This is a genomic window from Stenotrophomonas sp. GD04024 (genome assembly GCF_029837545.1).
GTDB lineage: Bacteria > Pseudomonadota > Gammaproteobacteria > Xanthomonadales > Xanthomonadaceae > Stenotrophomonas > Stenotrophomonas forensis.
Map to the genome: position 1 here is coordinate 17,300 of NZ_JAOEDV010000004.1, position 26,802 is coordinate 44,101.

Consider the following 26,802-nt stretch of genomic DNA (forward strand, 5'->3'; position numbering starts at 1 on the left):
CATGGGGGCTTGGTCGCCGCATCCATGCGGCTCACACCCCGCAAGCCCACAGCGCCCCGCCTTCGACAGATTCCCGCGATCTGCCGGGACTGCGTACTGCCCTGCTGCTGGTGGGTGTCGACCTTGGTCGACGCGTGTCTTGCTTGTGGTGGGTGTCGACCTTGGTCGACACATGCGAGCGAGCGCAGCGATGCGACCCGCTTTTGCTTTTGCTTTTCTTTTTCTTTTCCGTGGCTGGACGCCCACGGAAACTGTCAGGGGCCGGGCGGGTGGGCCATGCAGGGGCGTTGGCGCCATGGATGGCGCCATCGAGCTTACAGGGACGTACTTGCAGCGTCCCCTGCATGGCCCACCCGCCCGGCCAAGCACGCGATCCGCTCTACGCGACCAGCCACGAGGGGCTCAGCCGTTCGCTGCCAACTCAACATCCAGCGCGCGCAGGCGATCCACCGTCCCGACATCGGTCCAGCGCCCACGATGGTGCTGCCCGGTCATCAACCCCTGCGCCATGAAATGCTTCTGCAGCGGCACCACCGAGAACTTCGGCGGCCGCCGCTCGCTGCCCGGGGCATCCCCGATCACCGCGCGCCAATCGGCCACGATCGAAGGGCGGTATACACCGATACCGGCATAGGTCAGGCACGGGCCTTCGCGGTCGTGATGCAACACGCCCTGCGCGTCGAGCCGGTAGTCACCGTGCGGGTGCTGCACAGGATTGTCGACCAGCACCAGATGCGCCTGGCCCTGCGGCTCGCGGGGCAGCGTGGCGAAATCGAAATCGGTCCAGATATCGCCGTTCACCACCAGGAACGGCGCATCACCCAATACCGGCAGTGCGTTGAGGATGCCGCCGCCGGTTTCCAGCGGGGTCTGTCCTTCGTACATGAAATGCAGGTGCAGGCCCCACTGGCTGCCATCGCCCAGCGCTGCCGGGAATTGCTCGGCCAGCCATGCGGTGTTGACCACCACCTCGCGCACGCCGAGCGCGGCCAAGCGTTCAAGATGCCAGACGATCAGCGGCTTGCCGGCCACGTCCAGCAGTGGTTTGGGCGTATGCAGGGTCAGCGGGCGCATGCGCTCGCCGAGGCCTGCGGCAAAGATCAGCGCCTTCATCGGGCCACGCGCATCGGTGCGGCCAGCTCGGCCAGCGCCGGCTTGATGCGGTCTTCCAGCAGCTGCTGCAACGGCGCCAGCTCGCGGTAGCGTGGCAGCACTTCATCCAGATAGCCGATGAAGCGCGGCGCGTCGTCCAGGTAGTGGCCCTTGTTGTCGCGATAGCGCAGGCGGCAGAACAGGCCGAGGATCTTCACGTGGCGCTGGATGCCCATCCAGTCGGCGTCGCGCAGGAAGGTGGCGCGGTCGGGCACCGGCAGGCCGGCAGTACGTGCGCGTTCGTGATACTGCGCCAGCCATTCGTCCACGCGCTGCAGCGGCCAGCTCAGGAACGCATCCTTGAACAGGCTCACCGCGTCGTAGGCGATCGGGCCGCGCACCAGGTCCTGGAAATCCAGTACGGCCGGGCCGTTGTCGACCGGCATCAGGTTGCGTGGCATGTAGTCACGGTGGGTCATCAGCTGGGCCTGGCCGAGCGCGTTGTCCATCAGCCGGCGGTGCACCAGCTGCAGGCCTTCGATCTCAGCGCAGTCCAGTTCCAGGCGCAGGTGGCGCTGCAGGAACCATTCGTCGAACAGGCCGGCATCCCGCTGCAGCAGCGCCTCGCCGAACTGGCCGAAGTCGGCCGGCACCGGGATCGCCTGCAGGCGCAGCAGCTGTTCGATCGAGCGGCCGAACCACTCATCGGCATTGCGCTCGTCGAGGATCTTCGCCAGGGTCGGGCCGCCAAGGTCTTCCAGCAGCAGGAAACCGGCGTCCAGGTCCTGCGCCAGCAGTGCAGGCACGCGCAGGCCGTGCTCGTGCAGCAGGCCGCGCATGCGCAGCCACGGCCGCGGATCTTCCAGCCCCGGCGGCGCGTCCATCACGATGTGGCTGCCGCGGGTGCTGGTGGTGCGCCAATAGCTGCGCATGCCGGCATCGACCGAGGCGCGTTCGACCACGGCGTTGGCATCATCCAGCTGGATACGGGCCCACTGCAGGCGCTGCGCGCTGCGCTGGGGATCGGAGGCGGGTTCGGTCATGCAGGCATATCCGGGCGCGCCGGGCGCGCCAACGTCGGGAACAGAAGGGAAGGGGGAATCAGCGTCAGCGACGACCGCTGAACAGGCGCAGGATCGCCAGCACCACGATCGCGCCGAGCACGGCGCCGAGGAAACCGGCCGGTTCACCGGGGGCGTACCAGCCCATGTACTGGCCGAACCAGCCGGCCAGCAGCGCGCCGAGAATGCCCAGCACGATGGTCAGCAGGCAGCCCATGCGGTTGTTGCCGGGCATGAAGAAGCGCCCAAGCAGGCCGACGAAGAAGCCGACCAGGATGATGTAGAGCCAGCTGCTGCTGCCGAACAGACCATTCATGTGCATGCGTTCCGCTAGGGGTGGACGCAGCCTAGCAAGGCCAGGCTGCGTCCGTCACGGGTGCCGGATCAGCAGCAGCCGTGGTCGCCGTGGCGGGTGCCGCTGTCAGCGGCCACCGGCGAACCGCTGGTCTCGCCGCGCAGGCTGGCGGCGTAGTGCTCGCTGATCACCTTGGACACGCAGGCGGTGACCTTCTTGCCCATCGGAATGTGCAGGAACTCGTTCGGGCCATGCGCGTTGGAGTGCGGGCCGAGCACGCCGGTGATCATGAACTGGGCGCCCGGGAACTTCTCGCCCAGCATGCCCATGAACGGGATCGAACCGCCTTCGCCCATGTACATGGCCGGCTTGCCGAAGAAGGCCTGGCTGGCGTCGTCGATGGCCTGGGTCAGCCACGGTGCCATGGCCGGAGCGTTCCAGCCGGTGGAGGCCTTCTCCAGGTCCAGGGTGACGTGGGCGCCGTTCGGCGGATCGCGCAGCAGGGCTTCCTTCAGCAGTTCGCCGCAGGTCTTGCCATCGGCGGTCGGCGGCAGGCGCAGCGACAGCTTCACCGAGGTCTGCGGGCGCAGCACGTTGCCGGCCGATTCCAGCGGCGGCATGCCGCCCACGCCGGTGACCGACAGCGCCGGGCGCCAGGTGCGGTTGAGCACCAGCTCGGTCAGGTCTTCGTTCATCGGGCGCAGGCCGTCGACCATCGGGAACTTCTCGAAGATCTCGGTATCGACCACTTCGGCAGCGCGCTTGGCCTGGGCCTGGCGCTCGGCCGGGATTTCCACGTTCATGCCGTCGATCAGGATGCGGCCGGTGTCCTGGTCCTCGATGCGCGACAGGATCTGGCGCAGCAGGCGGAAGCTGGACGGGATCACGCCGGAGGCATCGCCGGAATGCACGCCCTCGTTGAGCACCTTCACGGTGAAGTTGCCGCCGGTCAGGCCGCGCAGCGAGGTGGTGCACCACAGCTGGTCGTAGTTGGCGCAGCCCGAATCCAGGCAGACCACCAGCGACGGCTTGCCGATGCGGTCGGCCAGGTGGTCGACGTAGGCCGGCAGGTCGTAGCTGCCGGACTCTTCACAGGCTTCGATCAGCACCACGCAGCGGGCGTGCGGCAGGCCCTGGGCCTGCAGCGCCAGCACGGCGGCCAGCGAGCCGAAGATGGCATAGCCGTCGTCGGCGCCGCCGCGGCCGTACAGCTTGTCGCCGCGCAGGACCGGGGTCCAGGGGCCAAGGTCGTCGTCCCAGCCGGTCATTTCCGGCTGCTTGTCCAGGTGGCCGTAGAGCAGGATGGTGTCGTCGCCGGTTTCGCCGCCGGTGGCCGGAATTTCCAGGAAGATCAGCGGGGTACGGCCTTCCAGGCGCACCACCTCGACCTTCAGGCCGGGCAGCTGCTGCGCCTTGGCCCAGTTCTCCATCAGGGTGACCGCCTGTTCCATGTAGCCGTTCTGCACCCAATTGGCGTCGAACATCGGCGACTTGTTGGGAATGCGGATGTAGTCGACCAATTGCGGGACGATCTCGCTGTCCCACTTGTCATTGACGAATTGGCCGAGCTTGGCGCTGTCCATCTGAAACTCCGGTTGCATGGGCTGATCCGCGCATTCTACGCCTGTGCCGGGGTAGGGTTTTTCCTACATCACGTCGGGTATTTGGCTGGCTTACGGAAATGCGGGAAACCGATAGGCTGTGCACATGTGGTGACGGACACTGTTTCGACCGACGGGAATGCCGGTCGGGGCAGCCAGAACCACAAGGAGATACACGTCGTGCCTTGGTTTGTCGTGTTGAGGGCACTGGTGCTGATGATGGGGATCGCGGGGGCACATGCCGCCGAACTGATCGATATCAACCGTGCCGATGCACAGGCGCTGCAGCAGGGATTGACGATGGTCGGAGCCACCAAGGCCGAGGCGATCGTCGAGCACCGGCGCAGACACGGCCCGTTTCACCGCGTCGAGGACCTGACGCAGGTGAAGGGGATAGGGAAAGCAATCGTCGAACGGAATCGACAGCGGATCACCGTAGGCAACAGGCTGTTGCCAGCGGATCCGGTACCCGGATCGGTACCGGTGCGGACCGTACCCAGGCGCTGACAGCAGGAATCGTCGGAACCGGCAGGAGGCTGGTTCACCGGACACGGACAGGATGGCCGTGACCACCGACCGCCGCAGGACGCGGCACCAATCACCAGGATGGTGGCATCACAGACCTGTGGAAGGGGCTGAGATACAAGCAGGACAGACGCGGCCGCGTGCAGGACGCAACGCTACCCCCACAGCGCAGGATGCGAGGGGGCGGCAGCAGGCCGACAAGGACGTAACGATTGCCCGGTACGACACATGGCTGTGTCGCCGGGCAGTTTCATTTCCGGCGCCTGGTTTTGCCACGGCCACCACGGGCCGATGGTGTACGGTGGCCGCTTCGCATGGAAAGGACACCGCTGGATGCTTCCGCGCCGCCCCACGACCCTGATGCTCGCCCTTGCGCTGGCCCTGCCGCTGCTGGCCCACGCCGCTGCGCCGACGACGGTTGCCAAAACGACCGCTGCTGCCGCCAGCACCACGGACGTGCGCGGGCCGACCGACCTCAAGCCGGGCGAGTTCCTGTGGCATCCGGAAATCTCGCCGACCGGCCCGATCGTGCTGGTGGTCAGCCTGGATGAGCAGCGGGCCTACGTGTACCGCAACGGCATCGCCATCGGCCTGACCACGATCAGTTCGGGCAAGGCCGGGCACGAGACGCCGACCGGTGTGTTCACCATCCTGCAGAAGGACAAGGACCACAGGTCCAACCTCTACAACAGCGCGCCGATGCCCTACATGCAGCGGTTGACCTGGGATGGCATCGCCCTGCATGGCGGCAGCCTGCCTGGCCACCCGGCTTCGCACGGCTGCGTGCGCCTGCCGCAGGCCTTCGCGCAGAAGCTGTTCAGCGAAACCCAGCGCGGCGATACCGTGGTGGTGGCCGATGCCAGGAGCTCGCCGATGACGCTGGCCTATCCCTCGGTGCTGGCACCGGTGAATGCGCGCGGGCAGGCGCTGCCGGAAACCGAGGGCGGCAGTGCCGCACAGGCCTGGTGGAACGACAGCGCGGCCCCGGCCGGCCAGGTCGGCATCCTGGTCAGCCTGCACGACCAGCGCCTGTACGTATTGCGCGATGGCGTGATGATCGGCGAGTCGCCGCTGAAGGCCGACGCCCTGCCGGCGTTCCAGGGCACCACCCTGTTCGTGATGGGGCAGGGCTACAGCGATACCCCCAGCCCGCTGGATGTGAACCAGCGCCTGCACCAGTGGACGGCCTACCCGCTGCTGGGCCAGGACCGTGCCCAGGCCACCCCGGACCTGCTGGCCACGCCCTCGCTGCCGATGGCGCTGCCGGCCGATTTCGCCCGCCAGCTGTACCAGGTGCTGGTGCCGGGCACGACTCTGCTGGTCACCTCGCTGCCGGCGGTCCGCCCAAGCCCGGCTGAATCCGGAATGCAGCCGGTCTTGGAATCCGAGCCGCCAGGGTCCACCCTGAAGGGTAATTGAGCCTCCCCGTTGTGCACATGACTGCATCCCGCCTGTGCCGGCTGGCCGCGTTCGGCCTGCTGGCGACCTCCGCCAGCGCCCCGGCGCTGGCACAGACGCCCGCCCTTGCCACCAGTGCCGATGATCTGGCTGCCTTGCTGTCGCGCAGTGCGCCCAAGGCCGACCGCCACGTGTTGCAGCTGGCGGCGCACGCCATGCGCTGTGCGTTGCAGCGGCCCGAGCTGGGCATCAATGGTGATCGCCTCAGCGTGATCGACTACTCGCGGCCGTCCACCGAGCCGCGGCTGTGGGTGTTCGACCTGGCCCACCAGCGCCTGCTGTTCGAGGAATGGGTGGCGCACGGACGCAACAGCGGCGACAACCGCACCGAGCATTTCTCCAATCGCGACGGCAGTTTCATGTCCAGCCTCGGCGCGTTCACCGCGCAGGAGACCTACATGGGCGGCAACGGCTACTCGCTGCGCCTGGTCGGGTTGGAGCCGGGCTTCAACGACCGTGCGCGCGAACGCGCGATCGTCATCCATGGCGCGCCCTACGTGAACCCGGCCACCGCGCAGTTGCAGGGGCGGCTTGGCCGCAGCCTGGGCTGCCCGGCGGTGCGCCTGTCGGTGGCCAGGCCGCTGATCGATGCGTTGCGTGGCGGCACGATGGTGTTCGCCTACTACCCCGACCAGGACTGGCTGAAGCATTCGCAGCTGCTGGGCGGCGAGTGTGGTGGCCAGGGCACGCTCGCCACGCGGTGATGCGCGACGGCGCGCGGCGTGATGCAATGCGCCGATGAATATCGACTCCTTGCTGCACACCCCGAGCCAGGTGATTTCCAGCCTGGACTATCGCCGCGAACGCTGGCGGAATGGACTTGGCTGGACCCGCGAGATCCTGCGCCTGCCGGCACAAGGCGATGACTGGGCGCTGCGCCTGTCGGTGGCCGAGATCGAGCAGGATGCCGCGTTCTCAGCTTTCCCCGGCGTGGAGCGCGAGCTGGTGCTGTTGCAGGGCAATGGTGTGCGTCTTCGCTTCGAGGATGGCCGCGTGGCCGAAGTGCTGCCACCGCACGGTCGCGTGCGGTTTGCTGGTGAGGAAGCGCTGCATGGCGAACTGGTCGATGGCACCACCCATGACTTCAACCTGATGTGGAAGCGCGATCTGCTGCAGGCCGAGCTGTTGCACCGGCCGCTGGTGGGGTCGATGTTCTTCTTCTGCGAACCGGGCGTGGCCTGGGCGCTGCACCTGCTGGCCGGTCAGGCCGAATTTGGTGCTGACAGTGGCTTGCCGCCGTTGCAGGCCGGAGATACGGCGTGGTTGTCAGCCGGTGAGCGGCAGCGACATGCGTTGCAGGGCGGTGGCGAACTGCTGGCGATACGGATCAGCGCGGCGGGGGCATGATCTTGTAGAGCTGCGCCGTGCGTGGACGCGGCCGCCGATACCGCGTCACCGTGCGAACCAAGGTTCGCACCCACCAGAAGGCGGTTCGCACCCACCAGGATGCGGCGGCCTCAATACACATCGCGCCGGTAACGGCCGGCCAGCAGCAACGCTTCCTTGCCGGCAACACCCAGCACCTGCTCGATCACCGCATCCACGGCTGGGGCCATGCCCTGCAGGCTGCCGCAGACCAGGATTGTCGCGCCGTCATCGATCCACTGGCGAAGTGTTGCCGCTTCAGCCTGCAACCGGTCCTGTACATAACGGTGCGTGCCGCCGTCACGGCTGAACACCGTATCCAGCCGCGCCAGCGTGCCATCGGCCTGCATCGCATGCAGCTCTTCCCTGAAGTGGAAGTCGTGCGCTGCGCTGCGCTCACCGAACAGCAGCCAGGTGCGGCGTGCGCCGCTGCGCGCGCGTTCGTGCAGATGCGCGCGCAGGCCGGCGATGCCAGTGCCGTTGCCGATCAGCAGCAGCGGCACATCTGCGGCAACGCCATGGAAATTGTCGTTGCGGCGCAGACGCAGCTGCACCGGTTCGCCGATGGCCGCGTGGTCGCACAGCCAGCCGCTGCCGATGCCGGGTGTGCCATCGGCGCGCAGCTGGCGACGCAGCAATAGTTCCACTGCGCCGTCGGCCATGACCGAGGCGATCGAGTACTCGCGATGTGGCAGCGGCTGCAGGGTGGCCAGCAACGCCGGCAGATCCCCGGCAGGAACCAGTGAGGGCAGGTGCGAGCGTTCGACGCGGGCCAGTAGGGTCTGTCCGTCATCCAGCACGGTGTCCGCATTGAAGCCCTGTGCATCCAGCCAGGCGCGCGCGCTGTGGCGAGCGTGCTGCGGACCGATCTCGGCGATGTCGCCGGCCTGCCACTGCACAGCGGCGCCAGCGGGTGGCTGCAGGCGCAGCCAGTACACCGGACCACCGGGGCTGCCCGGGTTCAGGTGCTGGCGCTGCAGCAGCGTCCACGGCTGGTACTCGGCCGGGCTCCAGTCGGGCAGTTCACTGGCGCCGCCACCGAGCTGCCCCAGCAGCTGCTGCCAATGGCGCAGCGCGGCCGGATCGGCGTTGTCGACTTCGATCGCATCGAACAGCGGATGCGCACCATGCTGGCACAGCCACTGGTCCAGTTGGTGGCCGAATCCACAGAAGTGGCCATAGCTGCGATCGCCCAGCGCGAGCACGCCGTAGTGCAGGTGCTGCATCGGCGGTGGCGTGGTCATTGCCCCGCGCAGGAACGGCAACGCGTGGTCGGGCGGGTCGCCCTCACCGGTGGTGCTGGCGATGAACAACGCGCGCTGGCTGGCCGTCAGCAGTGCTGCGTCCACCTCATGCAGTCCGCGCACACGCACCGGCACGCCGGCACCGCGCAGGGCCTCGGCACTGCGTTCGGCCAGTTCGCGGGCGAAACCGGTCTGGCTGGCCCAGACCAGCAGGATCGGCGCGGTATCGCCCGATGGGGCGTCGTCACGCGGGCGGCCACGCCACCACAACGCGGCACAGGCCAGCGCATACAGCGCCGTAGCGATCAGCGCGATCTGCGTTTGCCGTGCCGGCGGCGCACCCTGCCACCAGGTCTTGCCCAGATGCAGGCGCAGCAGCGCCCACCCGACCAGCGCCAGCAGAAGCAGGACCAGAGCGTTGCCGAGCCACGCGCGCGACGGACGTGCGCTCATGCATCCTGCTCGTCGAGCAGGCGCTGGAAGGCGCTGCTGAGGAATTCGCGGGGGCCTTCTGCTGTGCGTTGCAGGTAGCGTGCGGCCAGTCCTTCGCGTTCGGCCAGTGCCATGCCGTGCTCGCGGCCGAGCACGGTCAGTGCGGTGGCCCAGGCATCGGCATGCATCGCGTCGTCGGCAACCACGGTCACTGCCGCTGCAACCTGGCGCACCGGCATGCCGGTACGCGGGTCGAGGCTGTGGCTGTAAGCCTGGCCATCGGCCTGGTACTGGTGCCAGCGATCACCTGAAGTGGCCACCGCAAGCCCGTCCAACGCGAGTACCCGCGGCGGGGTCCCGGTGTGCGCGTCTTCTTCCGGCGCCGATTCCACCAGCACGCGCCATGGCTGGCCGTCGGGCTTGCGGCCGTAACCCGCCAGCTCGCCGCCGACTTCGATCAGCGCCGCCGCGATGCCTTGTGCACGCAGCCAGGCGGCGACGTGATCGACGCCGAAGCCCTTGGCGATCGCAGAGAGATCCAGTTCCAGCCCGCCCGGCTGCAGCAGCGCATCGTCCTGCCACTGCAGGCGCTGCCAACCACAGCGGTCGCGCGTGGCCTGCAGGGTGGCGGCATCGGGTTGTCGGCGTTCACCGGCATGCGCACCGAAACCCCACAGTGCAACCAACGGGCCAAGGGTGGGGTCGAAGGCGCCGTCACTGGCCGCCGCGATGGCCTGTGCGCAGGCCAGCACCTGGCGCGTCTCGGTCGGCAGCCTGCACCACTGGCCGGCCTCGGCGCGGTTGTAGCGGCTGAGGTCCGAACCGGATTCCCAGGTGCTCATCTGTGCGACCACCTCGTCCAGCCGCGCCTGGATGCCAGCATGCAGCGGGTGCAGGTCGCGCTGGCGCGACGCGACCAGCGACACACTCCAGGTGGTGCCCATGGTGGCGCCACCGAGGCGGGCGATATCGAGCGGGGTATCGGTCATGGTGGTGCGCAGGCGCGATGCCGGGGCTGGCCCGGCATCGCGATCTGCATCATTACTGCGGCAGCACTTCCAGCGTGGCGACGTAGCTCAGGCGGCGCTTGGCGGCCTGCTTTACCGAGGTCTTGGCATCTTCGGTGCCGGTTTCCAGCCAGTACATGCCGGCTTCCGGCCAGGTCACCTTGATCTCGCCCTTGGCGTCGCTGGTCAGCTTCAGTTCGTCCTGCGCATTGCGGTAGCGGGTGGCGCCACGCACGATCTCGAACTCCAGGCCAGCGGTCGGCTTGCCATCGACCAGCACGCGGAAGGTGGCTTCCTCACCAGCGAACAGGTCGTTCGGGTGGCCGACGGCAACCAGCTCGATGCCACGGTTGGTCGGCTTCAGCGCGGTGTCGTTCGGCGCACCGTTGGTGACGAAGGTCTCCACGCGGCCGACCGACTGGCTCACTTCCAGCTTCTTCGCGTCCTTCGGCAGTTCACCGAAGGTAGCCACGCTGCCGCGCCAGCGCTTGCGCTCGCCGTTCTGCTCGTAGGTGGCGAACAGGCCGTCATTGACCGAGGCGATGCGATAGGTGCCGGGCTGCTTCAGCTCAACGTCGAACACGCTGCGGTACTTGCCGGTGGACGCGTTCTGCGGTTGCACGGTGCTGCCATCCGGGGCGGTGATCACCAGCGATTCCAGGCGCAGCGGCACGTGGTTGAAGTAGAACAGGTCGTTGGAGACCGCACCGTCGACGGTGATCCACGGCGCGTTACCGGCGATCACGGTCTGCGAGGGCAGCAGCCAGGCCTTGTGGGCCAGGGCAGAGAAGGGAAGGGCAGCGGCCAGGGCGGCGGCGAGGACGAGCGTGCGCTTCATGCGGAAGACTCCAGTGGATGCGGGGCGGTGCGACAAGGGCGAGGGGATTACGACTTAATCCCCTCCGTCCCCTTTTCAGGGTTTGACGGCGAGGGTGACCTGGCCCAGTTCGGTGGCGCCCTGCGCCTTGCCGTTCTGCGCGGCGGTGGCCGGCCAGGTGAAGGGGATCTTCAGCAGTTCACGACCGCCGACTTCACGCACCGCTTCGACCACCAGGGTGTAGTTGCCCGGGGCGAGCTGCTTCAGCGCCGGCTGCTTGTCGGTGAACGACAGCGCGTGCTTGCCGGCCGGGCGGGTCGGGCCGGTCACGCCGTCCACCGGCACCTGCAGGGTGCGGCCGCTCTTGCGCCACCACTGGCGCAGGTCGGGCAGCCACTTGGTGCCATGGCCTTCGCTGTTGCTGGTCTGCTGGTACCAGACAGAGAGGTTGGCCGCGACCTTCTGGTCGGCGCCTTCCAGCCACACCGCCACATACGGGCGGTGGTATTCGGCCACGTTGAGCTTGGGCACTTCGACGTTGATGTCGAGAGTGGCAGCGTAGGCCGGCGAGGTGGCCAGCAGGCCGCTGAGGGCGATGGTCAGGGTGACGCGCATGGAGCGGCTCCGGGAACGAGGGAAAAGTCAGTGGATCAGCAGCAGGGCGATCAGCAGCGGGATCATCAGGCCCAGGCCGACCAGCGGCCAGGTCATGCGCCGCTGCCGCGCATGCAGGTGCAGCAGGAACAGGCCGGTGATGCAGAACACCAGGCAGGCCACGGCGAACAGGTCCAGGAACCAGCCCCACGCCGGGCCGGCATTGCGGCCCTTGTGCAGGTCGTTGAGGTAGGACACCGCGCCGCGCGAGGTTGATTCGTACTCCACCGCGCCGGTTTCGCGATCGATGCTCAGCCAGGCGTCGCCACCGGGGCGCGGCAGCGACAGGTAGATCTCCTCGGCCGACCACTCGGCCGGGCGCCCGCCAATGGCGATGCCCAGCTGGGTGTCCAGCCATTGCCGGGCCGGGCGCGGGATCGGCGCGTTACCGTCCTCGCGCGTGCCCAGCTGGCCCAGCAGCTCGCCCGGCAGTTCCAGGTGCTGGTTCTGCACCTGGGGCTTGGCCTCGATCTTCGCCGCATGGTTGAGGGTCAGGCCGGTCACCGCGAACAACAGCATGCCGATCAGGCACACCGCCGAGCTGATCCAGTGCCACTGGTGCAGCGTACGCAGCCAGAAGCCACGGCTCTGTTGCTGCTGCACGGTGGAAGAAGCAGGACGGCTCACGGCACGGTTCGGGGCGGATGGGGACTGCTCATTACATCATTGATGAGAATAGCTCGCAATTGCGTGTCGTTCTGTATCCCTGGGAGCGGTGCCGACCGAGGTCGGCACCCACCGGGCCAAGGCGATGCCGGCCAGCGGCCGGCACTACCACTGTCCAGTAGATCCACGCCATGCGTGGATGGAGCGCCGGCCCCGCAGAAGTCAGAACTTCGCGTTGAGCGAGATCCAGTAGCTGCGGCGCTGGTCCTTGGTCGCGTAGTCGTCCACGCAGCTGAACTCGCTCGGATTGAGCAGCAGGCACGACTGCGAGACGAAGTTCTTGTCGAACAGGTTGTTGACCCGTGCGTTCACCGTCAGCCATGGCGTGGCCTGCCAGCTGCCACCGAGGTGGAAGATCGTGTAGTCCTCGTAATAGCGGACATGGCGGGCACCGGCGCTGTCGATCAGGGTGTCGCGGTAGCGGTCGTAGCGGCCCTCGCCGATCAACGACAGGCTGATGGCCTCGTTGATCTGCCAGTTGAGGCTGGCGTTGGCCATGTGCTTTGCCGGTGTGGTGCCTGCGATCGGGCGTCCCTTGTCGGGGCCGCTGGTCTGCTCGCTCTTGGTCCAGGTGTAGTTGCCGCGCAGTTGCAGGGTGTCGAGCAGGTCGATGTGGCCGGCCAGTTCCGCGCCGCGGGTTTCGGCCTTGTCGATGTTCACGCTCTGGGTGAACGCGCTGTAGCCCAGTGACGCCCAGCCCGGGCCGATGTCCACGCAGTAGCCGCTGCCGGCCGGCGCCACTTCGCAGTTCGGGAAGGTGCCGCCGCTGGCGATCTTGTCTTCGAATTTGTTGATGAAGCCGGTGACGTTGAAGCCCCAGCGCTGGCCTTCGTAGTACGCGGCCAGCTCGTAGTTGGTGCTGGTTTCCGGCTTCAGGTTGGGCGAGCCCACCAGCGGCAGCACGCCCTGGCCACCAAACCCGGTGATGCCCGGGAACAGCTGGTCCGGACGCGGGGTCTTGTAGCCGGTGCTGACGCCACCCTTGAAGGTCCACGCATCGCTGGCATTCCACACCAGGTAACCACGAGGGCTGACATGGCTGCCGAACACGTTGTGGTCGTCGTAGCGCAGGCCGAAGGTGGCGGTGAGGGTGTCGGTCAGTGCCCAGTTGTCCTCGGCGAACAGCGCCCACATGCGGTGCTTCTGCTTGGTGTTGCTGCGGTAGCCGGCGCCGTCCATGCCGAACACGCCGTCGATCATGTCGGTGTCGTTGTACTGGCCACCCACGGTCAGCTTGTGCGAGCCGAAGTCGAGGTCGAGCATGGTGTCGAGCACGTAGCCTTCCAGTTCCATGGTGCGCAGCGGGCGCGGTAGGAAGGCCTGCAGGCGTGCCATTTCGCTGGGGTTGAGGGCGGTCAGCGCATTGCCACGGCCGGCCGCGCAGTTGTTGGCCGCGCCGGTGCGGCGGCAGACGTCATTCCACAGCGTCTGCAGGTTGGCGCGTTCGTCCAGGGTCAGTGGCAGCGAGCGGCCCAGGTTGCTGCTCTTGCTGTGGGTCAGCGAGGTCTGCCAGGTGCCGAAGCTGTAACGGCCCTGATGGGTCAGCGACAGCTGGTCGCGCTCGTATCGCTGGTAGGCGGTGTAGCCCACGCGCGGCTGCACCACGCGGCGGGTGACCGTGCCGCTGCCGTTCGGGTTGGGAATGACCGCGTTGCCGACGCGCCACAGGCTGGCCAGGCTGTCCAGCGTGCCGGTCTGGCCTTCGCTGTTGTCGTACTTCTGCCGCGAGACGTCGTAGTCCAGCCACAGCTCGTGGTCATCGTTGACGCGGAAGTCCAGGCGCACGCCGGTGTTCCAGTTGGTGTTGGCCACCGACTTGCCACCGCCACCGAAGCCGATGCTGCGCTCCCACAGGCTGCCGTCGGGCAGGGTCAGTGCGTCCCACTCCGGATTGGAGGCTTTGGCGTCGTAGTAGCTGCCGCGTACCGCCAGGCTGAGGCGATCCTTGATCAGTGGGCCGCTGAGGTAAACGTCGGTGGTGCGTGCATCGCCGAACTGGTCGTCCTGCTGCACGGTGAAGCCCTGGGTGAGCGCGCCGTGCCAGCTGTCCTGGTTGCGGCGGGTGATGATGTTGATGACGCCGCCCATCGCATCCGAGCCGTACAGGGTGGACATCGGGCCGCGTACCACTTCGATGCGCTCGATGGCATCCAGCGGCGGCAGGTAGGCGAACTGGCCGCCGCCGAAGTTGTTCGGGTACAGCTGGCCGACGTTGCTCTGGCGGCGGCCATCGATCAGTACCAGGGTGTACTCGGAGGGCAGGCCGCGCATCGAGATGGTGGCGCGGCCGTTCTTGTCGGTCGCTTCCAGGCCGACGTCGATGCCTTCGACGTCGCGCAATGCATCGACCAGATTGGTGTAGGGACGCTTGCTCAGTTCCTCGCGGCTGACCACGCTGATGCTGGCCGGTGCATCGATCACTTTCTGTTCGAAGCCGGACGCGGTGACCACCACCTTGTCCAGCGTCTGCGGGGCGCCGGCGGCGTCACCGTGGGCGAAGGCGGGGGCGGACAGGGCCACCAGCACGGCGCTGGTCAGCAGGGGGCGGGACAGGGACGAACGGACACGATGGCGCTGGGCCATGGCAGTTACCTCGAAGGATGCAGGGTGGTGCACTGCCACGCGCTCAGGGCGCGGCAGGCACGGAAGGCCCGGTCAGGGGCAGCAGGGATGGAGCAGACGGGAATGAAGCAGGCAGCGGCGCGCGCAGGCGACCGCGCACGCGGTCACACCGGGCCGTGGATCAGGCGAGCGGCGGCGCCTGGCCGCGTTGCTGGCGGCGCCCGGGCGCATCGGCCCAGGGCGTATCCGGAGCGGCCAGCGGCCAGTCCGGGCGCACGCCGGGCATGGCCGGCGCAGCGGGAACGAGTTCGAGTTCAGTGCGCAGCCACTGGCTGGCCAGCAGCAATGGCGGAGGTGACTTCTCGGCCGCTTTCACCGGGGCAGCGGCACAGCGGCGCAGCTTGGCCGGTGCTTCTTCCTGCAGCGGGCCTTCGCCGCCGCGCTCTTCCAGCGGCACCTGCACGGTCATCGGCGCCGGCGCATGCGGCAGCAGCGGCAACGTGCCCAGCAGCAACGCCAGCATCGCCACCCACGCCAACAGGCTGGCCAGCGCAGGACGCTGGCCGCGCATGGCGGTGCCCATCTTGCGATGGACGAGTGGGCGAGGGCGAAGCGGACGCAGCAAGCAGGAATCCCCGGACGTCTGCCGGCAGGGGCCGGCATCAACGGGGCGAGATTGTAATGAGAGCGGTTAGCGGTTGCAAATGAGAATGATTGCCAAGATGTCGCGGGCCCGGCCGTGTGCGGCTCAGACTTCGCTCCAGCGCCGCAGCAGGTTGTGGTACACGCCGGTCAGCTGCAGCACCGCCTCGGCGTCGCCGCCGGTCTGCCGCAGGCGTTCGATCGAGCCGTCCATTTCCCACAGCAGGCGACGCTGCACGTCGTCGCGGACCATGCTCTGCACCCAGAAGAACGAGGCCACGCGCGCGCCACGGGTGACCGGATTGACCTTGTGCAGGCTGCTGGACGGGTACACGATCAGGTCGCCGGCCGGCAGCTTCACCTCGTGCTCGCCGTAGGTATCGCTGATGATCAGCTCGCCGCCCTCGTACTCCTCGGGCGCGGACAGGAACAGGGTGCAGGAGATGTCCGAGCGCAGCTGTTCGCCGTTGGCCAGGTTCATCACCGCGCCATCGACGTGGAAGCCATAGGTGCCACCGCCGCTGTAGCGGTTGAAGCGGGGTGGCAGGACCTTCAGCGGCAGAGCGGCAGCGAAGAACAACGGGCTGCGACCCAGTGCGGCGAGTATGCGCTGCCCGAGTTCTGCCTTCAGCGGCGAGGCATCGGGCAGTTGCTGGTTGTGCTTGACCTGCGCACCCTGCGCGCCGACGGTCTCGCGACCGTCGGCCCAATCGGCCGGATCCAGCCGCTGGCGCATCTGTGCCACCTCTTCCGGGGCGAGCACGTTGGGTATGTGCAGCAGCATGGTGGTTCCTCTGTGATGCGCGGGGGAGACGGGCTCCCCCGCGTCTTGCCATCAGAAGCGGATGTCCGCGCTGAGCAGGAAAGTGCGCGGTGCGCCCGGGGTGTAACGGTAGCCGCTCTTGTTGATGCTGGCCACGTACTGCTTGTCGAACAGGTTGTAGCCGTTCAAGCGCAGCGACACGTGATCGTTCACCGCCCACGAGACCATGGCGTCGTACACCGTGTAGGACTTGGTGAATGCCGGCGTGCCGACGGCGCCGTCGGTACCGCGGTGCATGCCGGCGGCATAGCGCACGCCGCCGCCCAGGGTAATGCCATGCGGCAGCACGTAGCTGGTCCAGCCGGTGAAGGTATCGTCCGGGGTATAGACCAGGTTGTTGGTGCCATCGGCGGCCACCTTGGCACCATCCTTCACATCGGTGTTCAAGTGGCTGTAGCCTGCGCTGATCGACCAGTTCTCGGACACGCGGCCCACGGCAGACAGCTCAACACCCTTCACCCGTTTGCTGCCGGTCTGGGTGGGGTTGCCGGCGTCGTCCAGCACGGTGGTATTGATTTCGTTTTCCACATCGGTCTGGAACAGCGCCAGGTTCACCGCCAGCGCATCCTCCATGAAGGCCCACTTGCTGCCCACCTCGAAGGTCTTGGCCTTCTGCGGGTCCAGCTTGGGGTTGTCGGCGCTGCTGGCCGAGCTGCTCAGCTGGAAGTTGGCACCGCCTGGCGGTTGCTGGGAAAGCGCGTAGTTGGCGTACACGCTGACCGTTTCACCCACCTTGTACAGCGCGCCCAGCTTCCAGTTCAGCAGGGTATCGGACGCGTCCAGCGTCGGGTTGCGCAGCACGGTGCCGGTGGGGTTGCTGCCACACACTGGGCCGCCGCGGCCGCCACAGACCGAGGCGCTGGCGTACTCGGTCTTGTAATGATCGGCACGCACGCCTGCGGTCAGCAGGAAGCTCTCGCCGAAGGACAGCGTGTCGAACAGGTAGATCGCCGAGGTGGTGGTCTTGCCGTGGGCATCGGCGCCGTTGTGCGCCCAGTTCAGGCCAGTGACGTTCCAGTTGGGGTCGTACAGGTTGGCAGCCGGCCAGCTGCTGCCACCGGTGGCGGCCTGGCCGTAGCTGTCCAGTTCTTCGCGGGTGAATTCCAGGCCGGCACTCAGTGCATGGCCTACCGCGCCGGTGGAGAAGTCCGCGCGCAGGTTCAACTGATCGGTGAGGATGGTGTTGCGCTGATCCTTGAAGGTCGGCAGGCTGCGCGCAATGGTGTAGGTTGCAAGGTCTGCCGGGTTGATGTAAGTGATGTTGCCGGTCGGACGCCCATTCGCACCACGCACACCGGTGCCCATGAAGGCGGTGAGCAGATAGTCCTGTTCGGTGCGGCCCCAGCGTGCGGTATTGGTCAGGCGCACGCTGTCGTTGAAGTCGTGCTCGAAGCGGAACGTGGCCATCTGCGCGGTCACATCATCGTGGTCGGCATGGGTGCCGTAGAAGTTTTCCGGGTCCACCGGATGGCCGGCCAGTGCTTCCAGCGTCGGCTGCGGGGTCCAGCCAGGCAGGCCCAGGGTCGGCACGCCGCCGTCGGGCACGTTGTCCTGCTTCACATAGAGCAGGTTGAGGTAGTAGCGGGTGGCGGTGCCCAGGCCGAAGGCCAGCGACGGCGCGATGCCCCAGCGCTTGTTCTGCACGTGGTCGCGATCGGGCTGGCCGCTGTCCTGCCACATGCCGTTGATGCGCAGCGCGCTGGTGGCACCCAGCGAGTGGTTCCAGTCGGCGGTGGTACGGCGTTGCTGGTCGCTGCCCAGCGAAACGCTGGCCGAGGTAGCGTCCTGCAGGTTGGCCTGCTTGCTGACCAGGTTGATGGCACCGGTCGGTGCCGAGCGGCCGTTGTCGGTACCGGCCGGGCCCTTGGTCACCTCCACCTGTTCGATGTTGAACACATCGCGCGAGATCGAGCCCAGGTCGCGCACACCGTCCACATACAGACTGTTGGAGGTGTCAAAGCCACGCATGAACAGCGCGTCGCCGGTGGTGGTGTTGCCGTTCTCACCAGCATAGAAGGTGCCCACGCCGGGGCTGTTGCGCAGCGCTTCGGTCAGCGTGGTGGCGCCCTGCTGGTTGAACAGGTCGCTGGTGATCACCTGGATGGTCTGCGGGGTGTCCTGCAGACGCTGGGTGAACTTCGGCGAGGCCACCTTGTCGGCCTTGTAGCCGCGGGTGGCGTGCACATCGATCTTGTCCAGGGTGCGCGCGTTGTCGCCGGCCTCGGCGTGGGCCAGCGCGGGAAGGGCCGCCAGGCCGAGGCCGGCGGCAAGACTGGCGGTGGCCAACGGCAGGGTACGAAGCGGAGAAGCGTGCTTGCGGCTCTTGATCGGTTTCATGGGCGTCTGCAGAGAGGGAACAGGAAGGGGCGGCCGACGCAGGCGGCGCGGCAGCAGGGCATGGAGCGAAAGGGGGAACGTGCGGAAACGACTGCGCAGCGCGCAGCAGAGCGTCAGGCCAGCAGCAGGGGCGGTGCCTGTGAGGGGGGCTGGCGTCGGTCCGGCGCGTGCACCGCAGGAGCTGGTGTCACCGTCGCCGGAGCGTCCGCAGGGGCGCGCCGTGGGTATTGCAGGCAGAGCCGTCGCAGCACCGCTGGCTTGTCGCTGCGACTGCCATCAGGTTCGGACTCAGCGCGGTGCATCGCCTGTTCGTGCGGCAGTGCATGTGGCGGAGACGCGGGCGCGGCACCCTGGGCGTGTACCGTGGGCATGGCGGCGGTTGCCGTACCACGCCCTTCGTGCAGTGCCGACCAACCCAGCACCAGCGTCAGCAGCGCGGCCACGAGCAGCGGCCACCCTTGGCGGGTGAGCTGGCACAGCGTGGCGGCGGGCGCGGGCGAAGCCATAGCGCGGGGCGGAGTCGTTACGAAGATGTTACGAAGAATAACATCAACGATAATGATTCGCATGTGCGCGATGGGGCGGGCTGCCAGGATGGCCCTACGAGGCCCTGGACGGGTGCTCAGCCCCTTCCGGCAGCTCCACCCCGTGGGTTGGCTGCCCCGGGGGTGTGGCGACTCAGTCGCGGTCGTCGCGGGTCCAGATGGCGTCGTGTTCGCGCTTCACCGGGAACTTGGGCACCGGGGTGTAGGCCGGGGCGCATAGGGCGCGGCCATCGCGCACGTCGAAGCGCGCGCCGTGCAGCACGCACTCCACGCTGCCCTCGGTGGTGTTGAACTCGCCGGAGGACAGCTCGAACTCTTCATGCGTGCACTGGTCCTCCAGCGCATACAGCTCGCCATCGAGGTTGAACACCACGATCGGGGTGCCGGTTACTTCGTCGAACACGCTCTTCATTTCACCCGGCAGCAGTTCGGCGCCGGCACAGACGAAGGTCCAGGCCTCGCTCACGCGGTGGCTCCGGCCAGCGGCTTCTCCAGGACCTCGAAGCGCAGGTCGTCGCGCTTGGGGATGCCGAAGCGTTCGTCGCCATACGGGAACGGCTTCTTGATGCCGGTGCGCTGGTAGCCACGACGCTCGTAGAAGGCGATCAGCTCGTCGCGAACGTCGATCACCGTCATCTGCATCACCGGCACGTTCCATTCGCGCGCAGCGTGCGCTTCGGCCGCGTCCATCATCTGCTTGCCGACGCCGCCGCCCTGCTGGGCCGGGTCGACCGAGAACATGCCGAAGTAGCCCTTGCCGTCGACATCGGCGACGTGGGCGCAGGCCACCAGCCGGCCCTCGCGTTCGGCCAGCAGGATGGTCGAGCGGGGGCGGTCGAGGTCGGCCTGGATGCCTTCGGCGTCGATGCGGGCGCCGTCCAGCAGGTCGGCTTCGGTGGTCCAGCCGGCACGGCTGGCGTCACCCCGATAGGCCGAAGTAACGAGGGCGATCAGGGCGGGGATGTCGGCCGGCGTGGCGGCCCGGTAGGTCAGGGTGGTCATGCGGGCATTCTAGATGGGGCACGCCTTCTGCGGCGCAGGTCCTGGGGCTGGGCGCGGACCGGAGTGGAGGCTGTCCCCAGGCTGTTTGCCGATCCTGTCGTGAATGTCGCCTTGACGCGATCTTCATGTTTGATTCATAAATGGGTGTAGATCGCGCTGGCCAGGGGACAGGTCCTGCTGTCTGTGCGCGCTTTCAAGGACGGACGATCCAAGGAGGATCCCCATGCGGTTCCGCATCACGCTCCGCTCGCGCCATGCCGGCCCGATCAGGTCTTCGCTGCTGCTGATGGTGACGGCCCTGTCGCTGGCGCCGGCACTGGCCTCTGCCCAGATCGTTCCCACCTGGCGCCAGGAATACGACAAGCGGCTGAAATACGGCGATCTGGTCGAGCCGCTGAAGGGAGACATCTTCGGCGAGAAGGTCAACCTCTATGACGGCTCTGTCAGTTTCAGTGCCACCGATATCTCCATTCCCGGCAACGGTGGCCTGGCGGTGTCGCTGGGCCGCAGCTATGGAGATATCGGCGGCAGCGCAAACGACAACGAGTATGGAAACTGGACGCTGGACATTCCGTCGCTTTCGGGCACCTACGGAGATCAGCCGGAAACGGCGGTGGGAGGTCATTGGACACCGAGCGCGCGTTGCTCGACCGTCTCCGCACCTCCGGCACTGGATGTATGGAACTACAAGCATACCCAGACGACCGTGTTCGCACCCCATACCTATTGGGAAGGAGTGCGGTTGTCACTGCCTGGCGGCGGCGGTGAAACGGTTCTTGCCGGCAGCGGAGATGCGCGCCAGCCCATCCCACAACTCGGCATGCCCGCCCCGTGGAATACCAAGGGCGGATGGTTCTTCTCCTGCCTCAGTTCCCTCAAGAGCGGCCAGCCGGGCGAAGGCTTCCTGGGGCATGCGCCGGACGGAACCAAGTACTACTTCGACTGGATGGTGGCGCGCCACAACGACCCGGCTGTCATGCAGCCCTACGACACCATCACCCATTCGACGCTGCAGCGGAAGAAGGTCTTCCTCTATCCGTCGCAGGTCGTCGACCGATTCGGCAACTGGGTCCGCTATGAGTGGAGCGGCGGGCGCCTGGATCGCATCATCGCCAGCGACGGGCGCAGCATCAGCCTGACCTATGACTCGCAGGGGCGCATCGCAACGGCCCTGGCGGCGGGCCGTACCTGGACTTACGGCTATACGCCGGCGGGAACGCTGCAATCGGTCACGCTGCCCGATGGCACTGCCTGGAGCTATGACCTGCCTCCGGTCAATGTGACGAAGAAGTACCAGGAGTACACCGGGCAGGACGTCTGGGCCTACATGGAAGTCCCGGCGTTGTGCGCGAAGACGAACAAGATCGTGCAGACCGAAGTGGCGGCGTCCATCACCCATCCCTCTGGAGCCGTCGGAACCTTCGTGTTCCGACCCTTCCGGCATGGGCGCAAGAACGTGCCCTTCAATTGCCAGACGTCCGGCGACGACCAGCTGCTGGCCGATGGGTGGAACCTCACGCCCATCTACCGCGACGCGATGTCGCTGGTGGCAAAGCGGATCAGCGGTCCGGGGATGCCCACGGCGCAATGGAGCTATCAGTACACCAACCTGGCTTGGGAGTACGACAGGCGGGTTGACCAGGCCGGCTGGCCAGCGATCCCGGTCGGGCAGGCGGAACCGAAGATAACGATTGAAACCCTGCCCGATGGGGTCATCCGGACATACGAATTCGGCAAGGAAGTCGGCTACAACGACGGTCTGCTGCTGTCGACCAGTACCAGCGCTGGCGGCACTGTGGTCCGCACGGAGCGCAACAACTATTACCCGGATGCGCAGATTGCCAATGCACCGTTTCCGCGTGAGGCGGGACGGAATCTCAAGTACGGGGCGACCGAACTTGGGGAACATCTGAATCGGCCGGTCCAGAGCACGGTCGTGAACCAGGACGGCGTGCAGTTCACCCGCACCGTACAGGCCTTTGATGCCTTCGTCCGCGAGGTCACGGTGGACGAAGGGAATTCCGCCGGCCAGAGCCGGACCCGGACGACCGGCTATTACGACAATGCCGCCCTGTGGGTGAATGGCCAGGTGGCGCGCAGCCTGCTCAACGGCATCGAGGAGTCGCGCACCGAGTTCGACCCGGCCAATGCGCTGCCGCTGCGCGCCTATGCATTCGGCCGCCTGGCGCAGCAGGTGACCTATGCCGCCGACGGTACGGTGGCATCGGTGGCCGACGGCCGTGGCAATACCAGTCACCTGTCTGGATGGAAGCGCGGCATCCCGCAGCAGCTGCGCATGCCAGCCACACCCGAGGCGCCCAATGGCGCGGTGCGTACCGTTGCCGTCGATGACAATGGTTGGATCGCTTCACTGACCGATGAAGTCGGCGCAACCACCAGCTTCAGCTACGACAGCATGGGGCGGCTGCGCAGCCAGCAGTTCCCAGGTGGCGATGAAGTGAACTGGAACGGTGTGACCATGGACCTGCAGCGGCTGGGCGGTGCCCAGCTGGGTGTGCCGGCCGGCGCGTGGAAGCACTCCCGTACCCAGGGCGGACGCCGTACCGACACCTATCTGGACGCCATGTTCCGCCCGGTACTGGTCACCGAGAATGCCAACAACGCGCTCGACAGTGCGGTGGTGACCCGCTACGACAGCAGTGGCAAGACGGTGTTTGCGTCGTACCCCACGCGACAGCTCACCGACATCAATGCAGCAATGACGGGCACCACGACGCAGTACGACGCGTTGGGCCGGCCGGTGGTGGTCAGCCAATCGTCCGAACTCGGCGATCTGGTAACGCGCACCGAGTATGTGGGCAACGTGTCGGTGAAGGTGACCAACCCGCGCGGGCAGGCCACCACCACGCGACATCTCGCCTACGATCAGCCCAGCTATGAGATGCCACTGACGCTTCAGCATCCGGAAGGCGTGGTGACCGAGATCCAGCGTGACACGCTGGGCAAGCCGTTGGCGATCACCCGCCGCACGGCCGATGGCAGCCAAGCGTTGACCCGCCGCTACGTCTATGACGGTTACCAGCAGCTGTGCAAGACCATCGAACCGGAAACCGGCGCGACGGTGCAGGACTATGATGCGGCCGGCAACGTGCTGTGGTCCGCAGCCGGGACCGGCCTGGGCAGCGCGGCCGACTGCAATCGCAGTGAGGCCTTTGCCAGCGGCCGTGTGGTGGTGCGCAGCTACGATGCCGCCAATCGACTGTCGACCCTGACGTTCCCGGATGGGCGCGGAAACCAGCGCTGGTCCTACACGCCGGATGCCTTGCCCGCGGAAATCAGTACGCAGAACGACCCGGCCCGGCCGATGGTCGTCAACCGCTATCAATACAATCGCAGACGCCTGCTCAGCAGCGAGACGCTGCAGCATCCGGATCTGGGCAACCTGAGTCTGGCGTACGGCTACGATGCCAACGGCACGCTGGCCAGCAACACTTACCCGGGCGGACGCGTCGTCAGCTATGCCCCGGATGCGCTGGGGCGGGCTACAGCGGTCGGCGGTTACGCAAACAGCGCCAGCTATTTTGCCAATGGCGCGCTGGCGCGATTCGTTTACGGCAACGGCATCGCGCATACCCTGACCCAGAATGCCCGTGGGCTGCCCGAGCGCAGCCGCGATGCCACCGCTGCGGCCGCGGTGCTCGATGACAGCTACGATTACGATGCCGGTGGCAATGTGATGGCCATCTCCGACGGCCTGCCGGGCGCACCCGGCAACCGTGACATGACCTATGACGGCCTGGACCGGTTGCGTACGGTGACCGCGCCGGGCTTCGGCAATGCGCTGTACGAGTACGACGCACTGGACAACCTGCGCCGTGCCAGGGTCGGCAGCCGCGATCGTACGCACTACTTCGATCCGAGCAATCGCCTGGTCAACGTGATCGAAACCGGGACGGGGGCCACCGTGACGGGCCTGGGCTACGACGTGCAGGGCAACCTGTCGGTCCGCAACGGCCAGGCATTCTCGTTCGACTATGGCAATCGCCTGCGGGATGCGGGCGCGGCGGAGAGCTACGAGTACGACGCCCATGGTCGCCGGGTGAAGGCCAGCGCCAGTGGCAAGGGGGCGATCTACTCGTTCTACGACAACGGCGGCGTGCTGCGTTTCCAGCGCAATGAGCGCACCGGCAAGCAGACCGACTACCTGTACCTGTCCGGCAGCCTGGTGGCCCAGGTGCACGGCGCAGCAGCCCCCGCGGCGCCTGCGCTGAGCGCGCCCGGCTACATTACCGAAGGCAGCGTGAACCTGACCTGGAGCCCGGCCGGCGGGGCCAACCGCTATGAACTGCAGCGTGCGCTGGCCGGTGCCTGGAGCATCGTCTTCGACGGCGCGGCGCAATCGTTCACCAGCACCGGCCTGGCGACCGGTACCTACCAGTTCCGCGTGCGCGGTTGCCGCGCGGTATGTGGTGAGTGGAGCAACGTCGCTTCGGTTGCGGTGGCGCTGGCGCCGTCCACAGTGCCGGCCCTGAGCGTGCCGGCGACGGCCTTCAATGGAAGTTACGGCGTGAGCTGGTCTGTGGCGTCCGGTGCCGAGCGTTATGAGCTGGAGGAGAGCGCCAATGGTGGCGCCTGGACCCAGGTGCACAATGCCGCGGGTCAATCCAGGGACTTCAGCGGCAAGGGTGCGGGCAGCTACGGCTATCGTGTCCGCGCCTGCAATCCGGTGGGATGCACCGCCTACAGCGCCAGTGCGGCGGTGACCGTGGTGTATCCGCCTGCAGGCGCGCCGGGCATTTCGGCACCGGCACGTTCCGCACCGGGCAGCATCGGCATTGGCTGGAACGGGGTGGCCGGCGCCACGCGCTACACGCTGCAGGAAAGCAGCAATGGTGGCGGATGGGTGACGCTGTTCGACGGTGATGCCGGCTCCTACGCCACTGCGGCACGCGGTGTCGGCAACTACGGCTACCGCGTTGCCGCCTGCAATGGCGCCGGCTGCGGTCCGTGGTCGGGCACGGCATCGGTGGGGGTGATCGGGCCGCCGGCCATCGAGCCGGTGATCAGTGCGCCGGGCCTGGTCAACGTGCCGCAGTACAGCCTGAGCTGGTCGGTGCCCGCCAACAGCGAGAGCTTCGTGTTGGAAGAGAGTGCCAACGGTGGTGGCTGGACGGTGGTGCACAACGGCGCTGCGAACAGCTTTGGCGCCAGCCGTGGCAAGGGCAGCTATGCGTATCGGGTGAGGGCCTGCAATTTCGTCGGATGCAGCCCGTATTCGGGAGTCGTGACGGTGGCGGTGGTGCTGCCGCCGGGGGCGACGAGCCTCTATCTGGCGGAGTGGCTGACGACACGCAGGCCGCCCTATCAGGTGCAGTGCTCCGCAGGATGGAGTCCGGTGGCAGACGCAACGGAGTATCAGCTTGAGAGCGGCGGTGGTGGCCAGCGTCTGTACACGGGCCCCTCAACCTACGTGAATGACAGCGGCGGGACGTACTGCGCGCATGAGTATCGCGTGCGTGCCTGCAATGCAGGTGGGTGTTCCCCGTGGTCGGCCGAACGGCCGGTCACCCGCGGTGTACTGAGCTGGGACTAAGCCATGAACGGACTCTCTTTGCTGTTGAATCGAGCGTTACTCGCGCTGGTGGTGCTGGCGGCCGGTGTGGCGCCGGCGATTGCCCAGGAGGTTGTCGAGTACATCCACACCGATGCACTGGGATCACCGGTGGCGATCACCGATGCCAATGGCCAGGTGATCGAGCGCACGGTGTATGAGCCGTATGGCGCGGTGGTCAACCGGCCGTTGACGGATGGGCCGGGGTACACCGGGCATGTGATGGATTCGGAGACGGGGCTGAGTTATATGCAGCAGCGGTACATGGATCCGGCGTTAGGGGCTTTCCTGAGCGTTGACCCGGTTTCGGCTTTCCAAAGTTCGGTGAATGCTTTCGGTCGGTATCGGTATGCAAATGCAAACCCATATAGCCTAATCGACCCTGATGGAAGGAGAGCGTGCGGGAAGGACTGGGACTGCAGAATGACCGAGAATGCAGGCGGCAAAAGTCTATCTCGCGGGCAACTGGCGGCGATCAAGAGGGATCCGCAAGCGTACATCGACAGGGCGAACAATATTCCTAACCGACAAAGTTCGGAGGCTAGATCTGCCAGATACTTTGCGGAAGTTGCGAGGCCTGTAACGATTGCGACCAATTTGGAAGTAGGGGCCGATATAGCGCAACTTTCTGACCAGTCTTACACAGCTGTCAATTTTGCTTTGGGCGACGCCACTGCCGGCGCTGGAGCAGGTAGCGTCGTTCAAGGGCAAAACAATTACGCAGGCCCAGGTGTCAGGGTAGCCATTGCTCATACGCATCCAGTGAATAAGGCGTTCAGCTACTGGAAGGGATCCTGCTTCTGCGGTGGTCGATGGGAGGGAAGTCTCTACCGAGGTGATCTGGAGAGAGCAAGATCTGCAGGTGTTAACAGCTATGTGGCCACTCCTAGCGGTTCCGTTATGGGATTCGACTTCAGGGGTATGAATGGAGCAGTCAATGCTAGAACGAGCCCTGGCGCGTACATCGCGGCCGAAGACTACTTCTTTAAGGTGAAATAATGGATCCCGAACGCCGTTGGTTTGCAGTTGTTGCGCTAGTCTTTATCCTTGGTGCTTGTTCTTCATCCAGTCAGGAAGGGGGCGCCGCGGGAGCTCCAAGCGC

The 26,802-nt window shown here is 66.6% G+C and carries 21 protein-coding genes; 6 read left to right on the forward strand and 15 right to left on the reverse strand.

Annotated elements, in window-relative coordinates; translation table 11 throughout:
• Positions 1-402: 402 nt before the first annotated feature.
• From murU to N7590_RS02035, 4 genes are all read right to left on the reverse strand, one after another.
• A complete protein-coding gene (gene murU / locus N7590_RS02020; RefSeq protein WP_053449021.1) occupies positions 403-1,113 on the reverse strand; it encodes an N-acetylmuramate alpha-1-phosphate uridylyltransferase MurU in 711 nt (236 codons plus the stop codon).
• A complete protein-coding gene (locus N7590_RS02025) occupies positions 1,110-2,135 on the reverse strand; it encodes a phosphotransferase (protein ID WP_164242399.1) in 1,026 nt (341 codons plus the stop codon). The genes murU and N7590_RS02025 overlap by 4 nt, the downstream gene beginning before the upstream one ends.
• A gap of 64 nt (positions 2,136-2,199) precedes the next feature.
• On the reverse strand, positions 2,200-2,469 hold the full coding sequence (locus N7590_RS02030; RefSeq protein WP_053449023.1) for a GlsB/YeaQ/YmgE family stress response membrane protein: 270 nt from the start codon (positions 2,467-2,469) through the stop codon (positions 2,200-2,202).
• Positions 2,470-2,537: 68 nt separating this feature from the next.
• Positions 2,538-4,031 carry a M20 family metallopeptidase gene (locus tag N7590_RS02035; RefSeq protein WP_164242397.1) on the reverse strand — a complete coding sequence of 498 codons (1,494 nt, stop codon included), beginning with the start codon at positions 4,029-4,031 and terminating at the stop codon, positions 2,538-2,540.
• Positions 4,032-4,265: 234 nt separating this feature from the next.
• Here N7590_RS02035 and N7590_RS02040 point away from each other — a divergent pair, with 234 nt between their 5' ends.
• From N7590_RS02040 to N7590_RS02055, 4 genes are all read left to right on the forward strand, one after another.
• Positions 4,266-4,556, forward strand: coding sequence for a helix-hairpin-helix domain-containing protein (locus N7590_RS02040; protein ID WP_272577226.1), 291 nt, complete (start codon positions 4,266-4,268; stop codon positions 4,554-4,556).
• 351 nt (positions 4,557-4,907) lie between these two features.
• A complete protein-coding gene (locus N7590_RS02045; protein WP_164242395.1) occupies positions 4,908-5,993 on the forward strand; it encodes a L,D-transpeptidase in 1,086 nt (361 codons plus the stop codon).
• Between the two features lie 17 nt (positions 5,994-6,010).
• Positions 6,011-6,736 carry a murein L,D-transpeptidase catalytic domain family protein gene (locus N7590_RS02050; protein WP_164242393.1) on the forward strand — a complete coding sequence of 242 codons (726 nt, stop codon included), beginning with the start codon at positions 6,011-6,013 and terminating at the stop codon, positions 6,734-6,736.
• A gap of 34 nt (positions 6,737-6,770) precedes the next feature.
• A complete protein-coding gene (locus N7590_RS02055) occupies positions 6,771-7,379 on the forward strand; it encodes a HutD family protein (RefSeq protein WP_164242391.1) in 609 nt (202 codons plus the stop codon).
• Positions 7,380-7,489: 110 nt separating this feature from the next.
• Here N7590_RS02055 and N7590_RS02060 read toward each other — a convergent pair whose 3' ends face one another.
• The 11 genes from N7590_RS02060 to N7590_RS02110 all read right to left on the reverse strand — a co-directional run bounded on the left by N7590_RS02060 (position 7,490) and on the right by N7590_RS02110 (position 20,128).
• Positions 7,490-9,094 (reverse strand): sulfite reductase subunit alpha, encoded by a 1,605-nt coding sequence (locus N7590_RS02060; RefSeq protein ID WP_164242389.1) that lies wholly within the window; start codon positions 9,092-9,094, stop codon positions 7,490-7,492.
• The gene (locus N7590_RS02065; protein ID WP_164242387.1) at positions 9,091-10,062 is read right to left on the reverse strand and encodes an FAD:protein FMN transferase; all 972 of its coding nucleotides are present in this window, start codon (positions 10,060-10,062) and stop codon (positions 9,091-9,093) included. The genes N7590_RS02060 and N7590_RS02065 overlap by 4 nt, the downstream gene beginning before the upstream one ends.
• A gap of 52 nt (positions 10,063-10,114) precedes the next feature.
• The gene (locus N7590_RS02070; RefSeq protein WP_164242386.1) at positions 10,115-10,918 is read right to left on the reverse strand and encodes a DUF4198 domain-containing protein; all 804 of its coding nucleotides are present in this window, start codon (positions 10,916-10,918) and stop codon (positions 10,115-10,117) included.
• Positions 10,919-10,993: 75 nt separating this feature from the next.
• Entirely contained in the window at positions 10,994-11,512 is a 519-nt protein-coding gene (locus N7590_RS02075) for a DUF2271 domain-containing protein (RefSeq protein ID WP_006423068.1), read from the reverse strand.
• A gap of 27 nt (positions 11,513-11,539) precedes the next feature.
• Positions 11,540-12,178 (reverse strand): PepSY-associated TM helix domain-containing protein, encoded by a 639-nt coding sequence (locus tag N7590_RS02080; protein WP_053508404.1) that lies wholly within the window; start codon positions 12,176-12,178, stop codon positions 11,540-11,542.
• A gap of 201 nt (positions 12,179-12,379) precedes the next feature.
• Entirely contained in the window at positions 12,380-14,800 is a 2,421-nt protein-coding gene (locus N7590_RS02085; protein ID WP_053508401.1) for a TonB-dependent receptor, read from the reverse strand.
• Between the two features lie 160 nt (positions 14,801-14,960).
• Positions 14,961-15,362 carry a hypothetical protein gene (locus N7590_RS02090; protein WP_053508399.1) on the reverse strand — a complete coding sequence of 134 codons (402 nt, stop codon included), beginning with the start codon at positions 15,360-15,362 and terminating at the stop codon, positions 14,961-14,963.
• 165 nt (positions 15,363-15,527) lie between these two features.
• Entirely contained in the window at positions 15,528-16,205 is a 678-nt protein-coding gene (locus N7590_RS02095; RefSeq protein WP_006423086.1) for a Fe2+-dependent dioxygenase, read from the reverse strand.
• A gap of 51 nt (positions 16,206-16,256) precedes the next feature.
• Positions 16,257-18,581 carry a catecholate siderophore receptor Fiu gene (locus N7590_RS02100; RefSeq protein ID WP_164242384.1) on the reverse strand — a complete coding sequence of 775 codons (2,325 nt, stop codon included), beginning with the start codon at positions 18,579-18,581 and terminating at the stop codon, positions 16,257-16,259.
• Between the two features lie 678 nt (positions 18,582-19,259).
• A complete protein-coding gene (locus N7590_RS02105; protein WP_053449036.1) occupies positions 19,260-19,592 on the reverse strand; it encodes a non-heme iron oxygenase ferredoxin subunit in 333 nt (110 codons plus the stop codon).
• Positions 19,589-20,128, reverse strand: coding sequence for a GNAT family N-acetyltransferase (locus N7590_RS02110; protein WP_053508393.1), 540 nt, complete (start codon positions 20,126-20,128; stop codon positions 19,589-19,591). Before N7590_RS02110 ends, N7590_RS02105 begins: the two co-directional genes overlap by 4 nt.
• Positions 20,129-20,351: 223 nt before the next feature.
• Between N7590_RS02110 and N7590_RS02115 the strand changes: the two genes are divergently transcribed.
• Both N7590_RS02115 and N7590_RS02120 read left to right on the forward strand, forming a co-directional pair.
• Complete coding sequence (locus N7590_RS02115) at positions 20,352-25,682, forward strand: RHS repeat domain-containing protein (protein ID WP_164242382.1); 5,331 nt, start codon at positions 20,352-20,354, stop codon at positions 25,680-25,682.
• A 3-nt stretch (positions 25,683-25,685) separates the two neighbouring features.
• On the forward strand, positions 25,686-26,699 hold the full coding sequence (locus tag N7590_RS02120; RefSeq protein ID WP_164242380.1) for an RHS repeat-associated core domain-containing protein: 1,014 nt from the start codon (positions 25,686-25,688) through the stop codon (positions 26,697-26,699).
• Positions 26,700-26,802 lie beyond the last annotated feature (103 nt).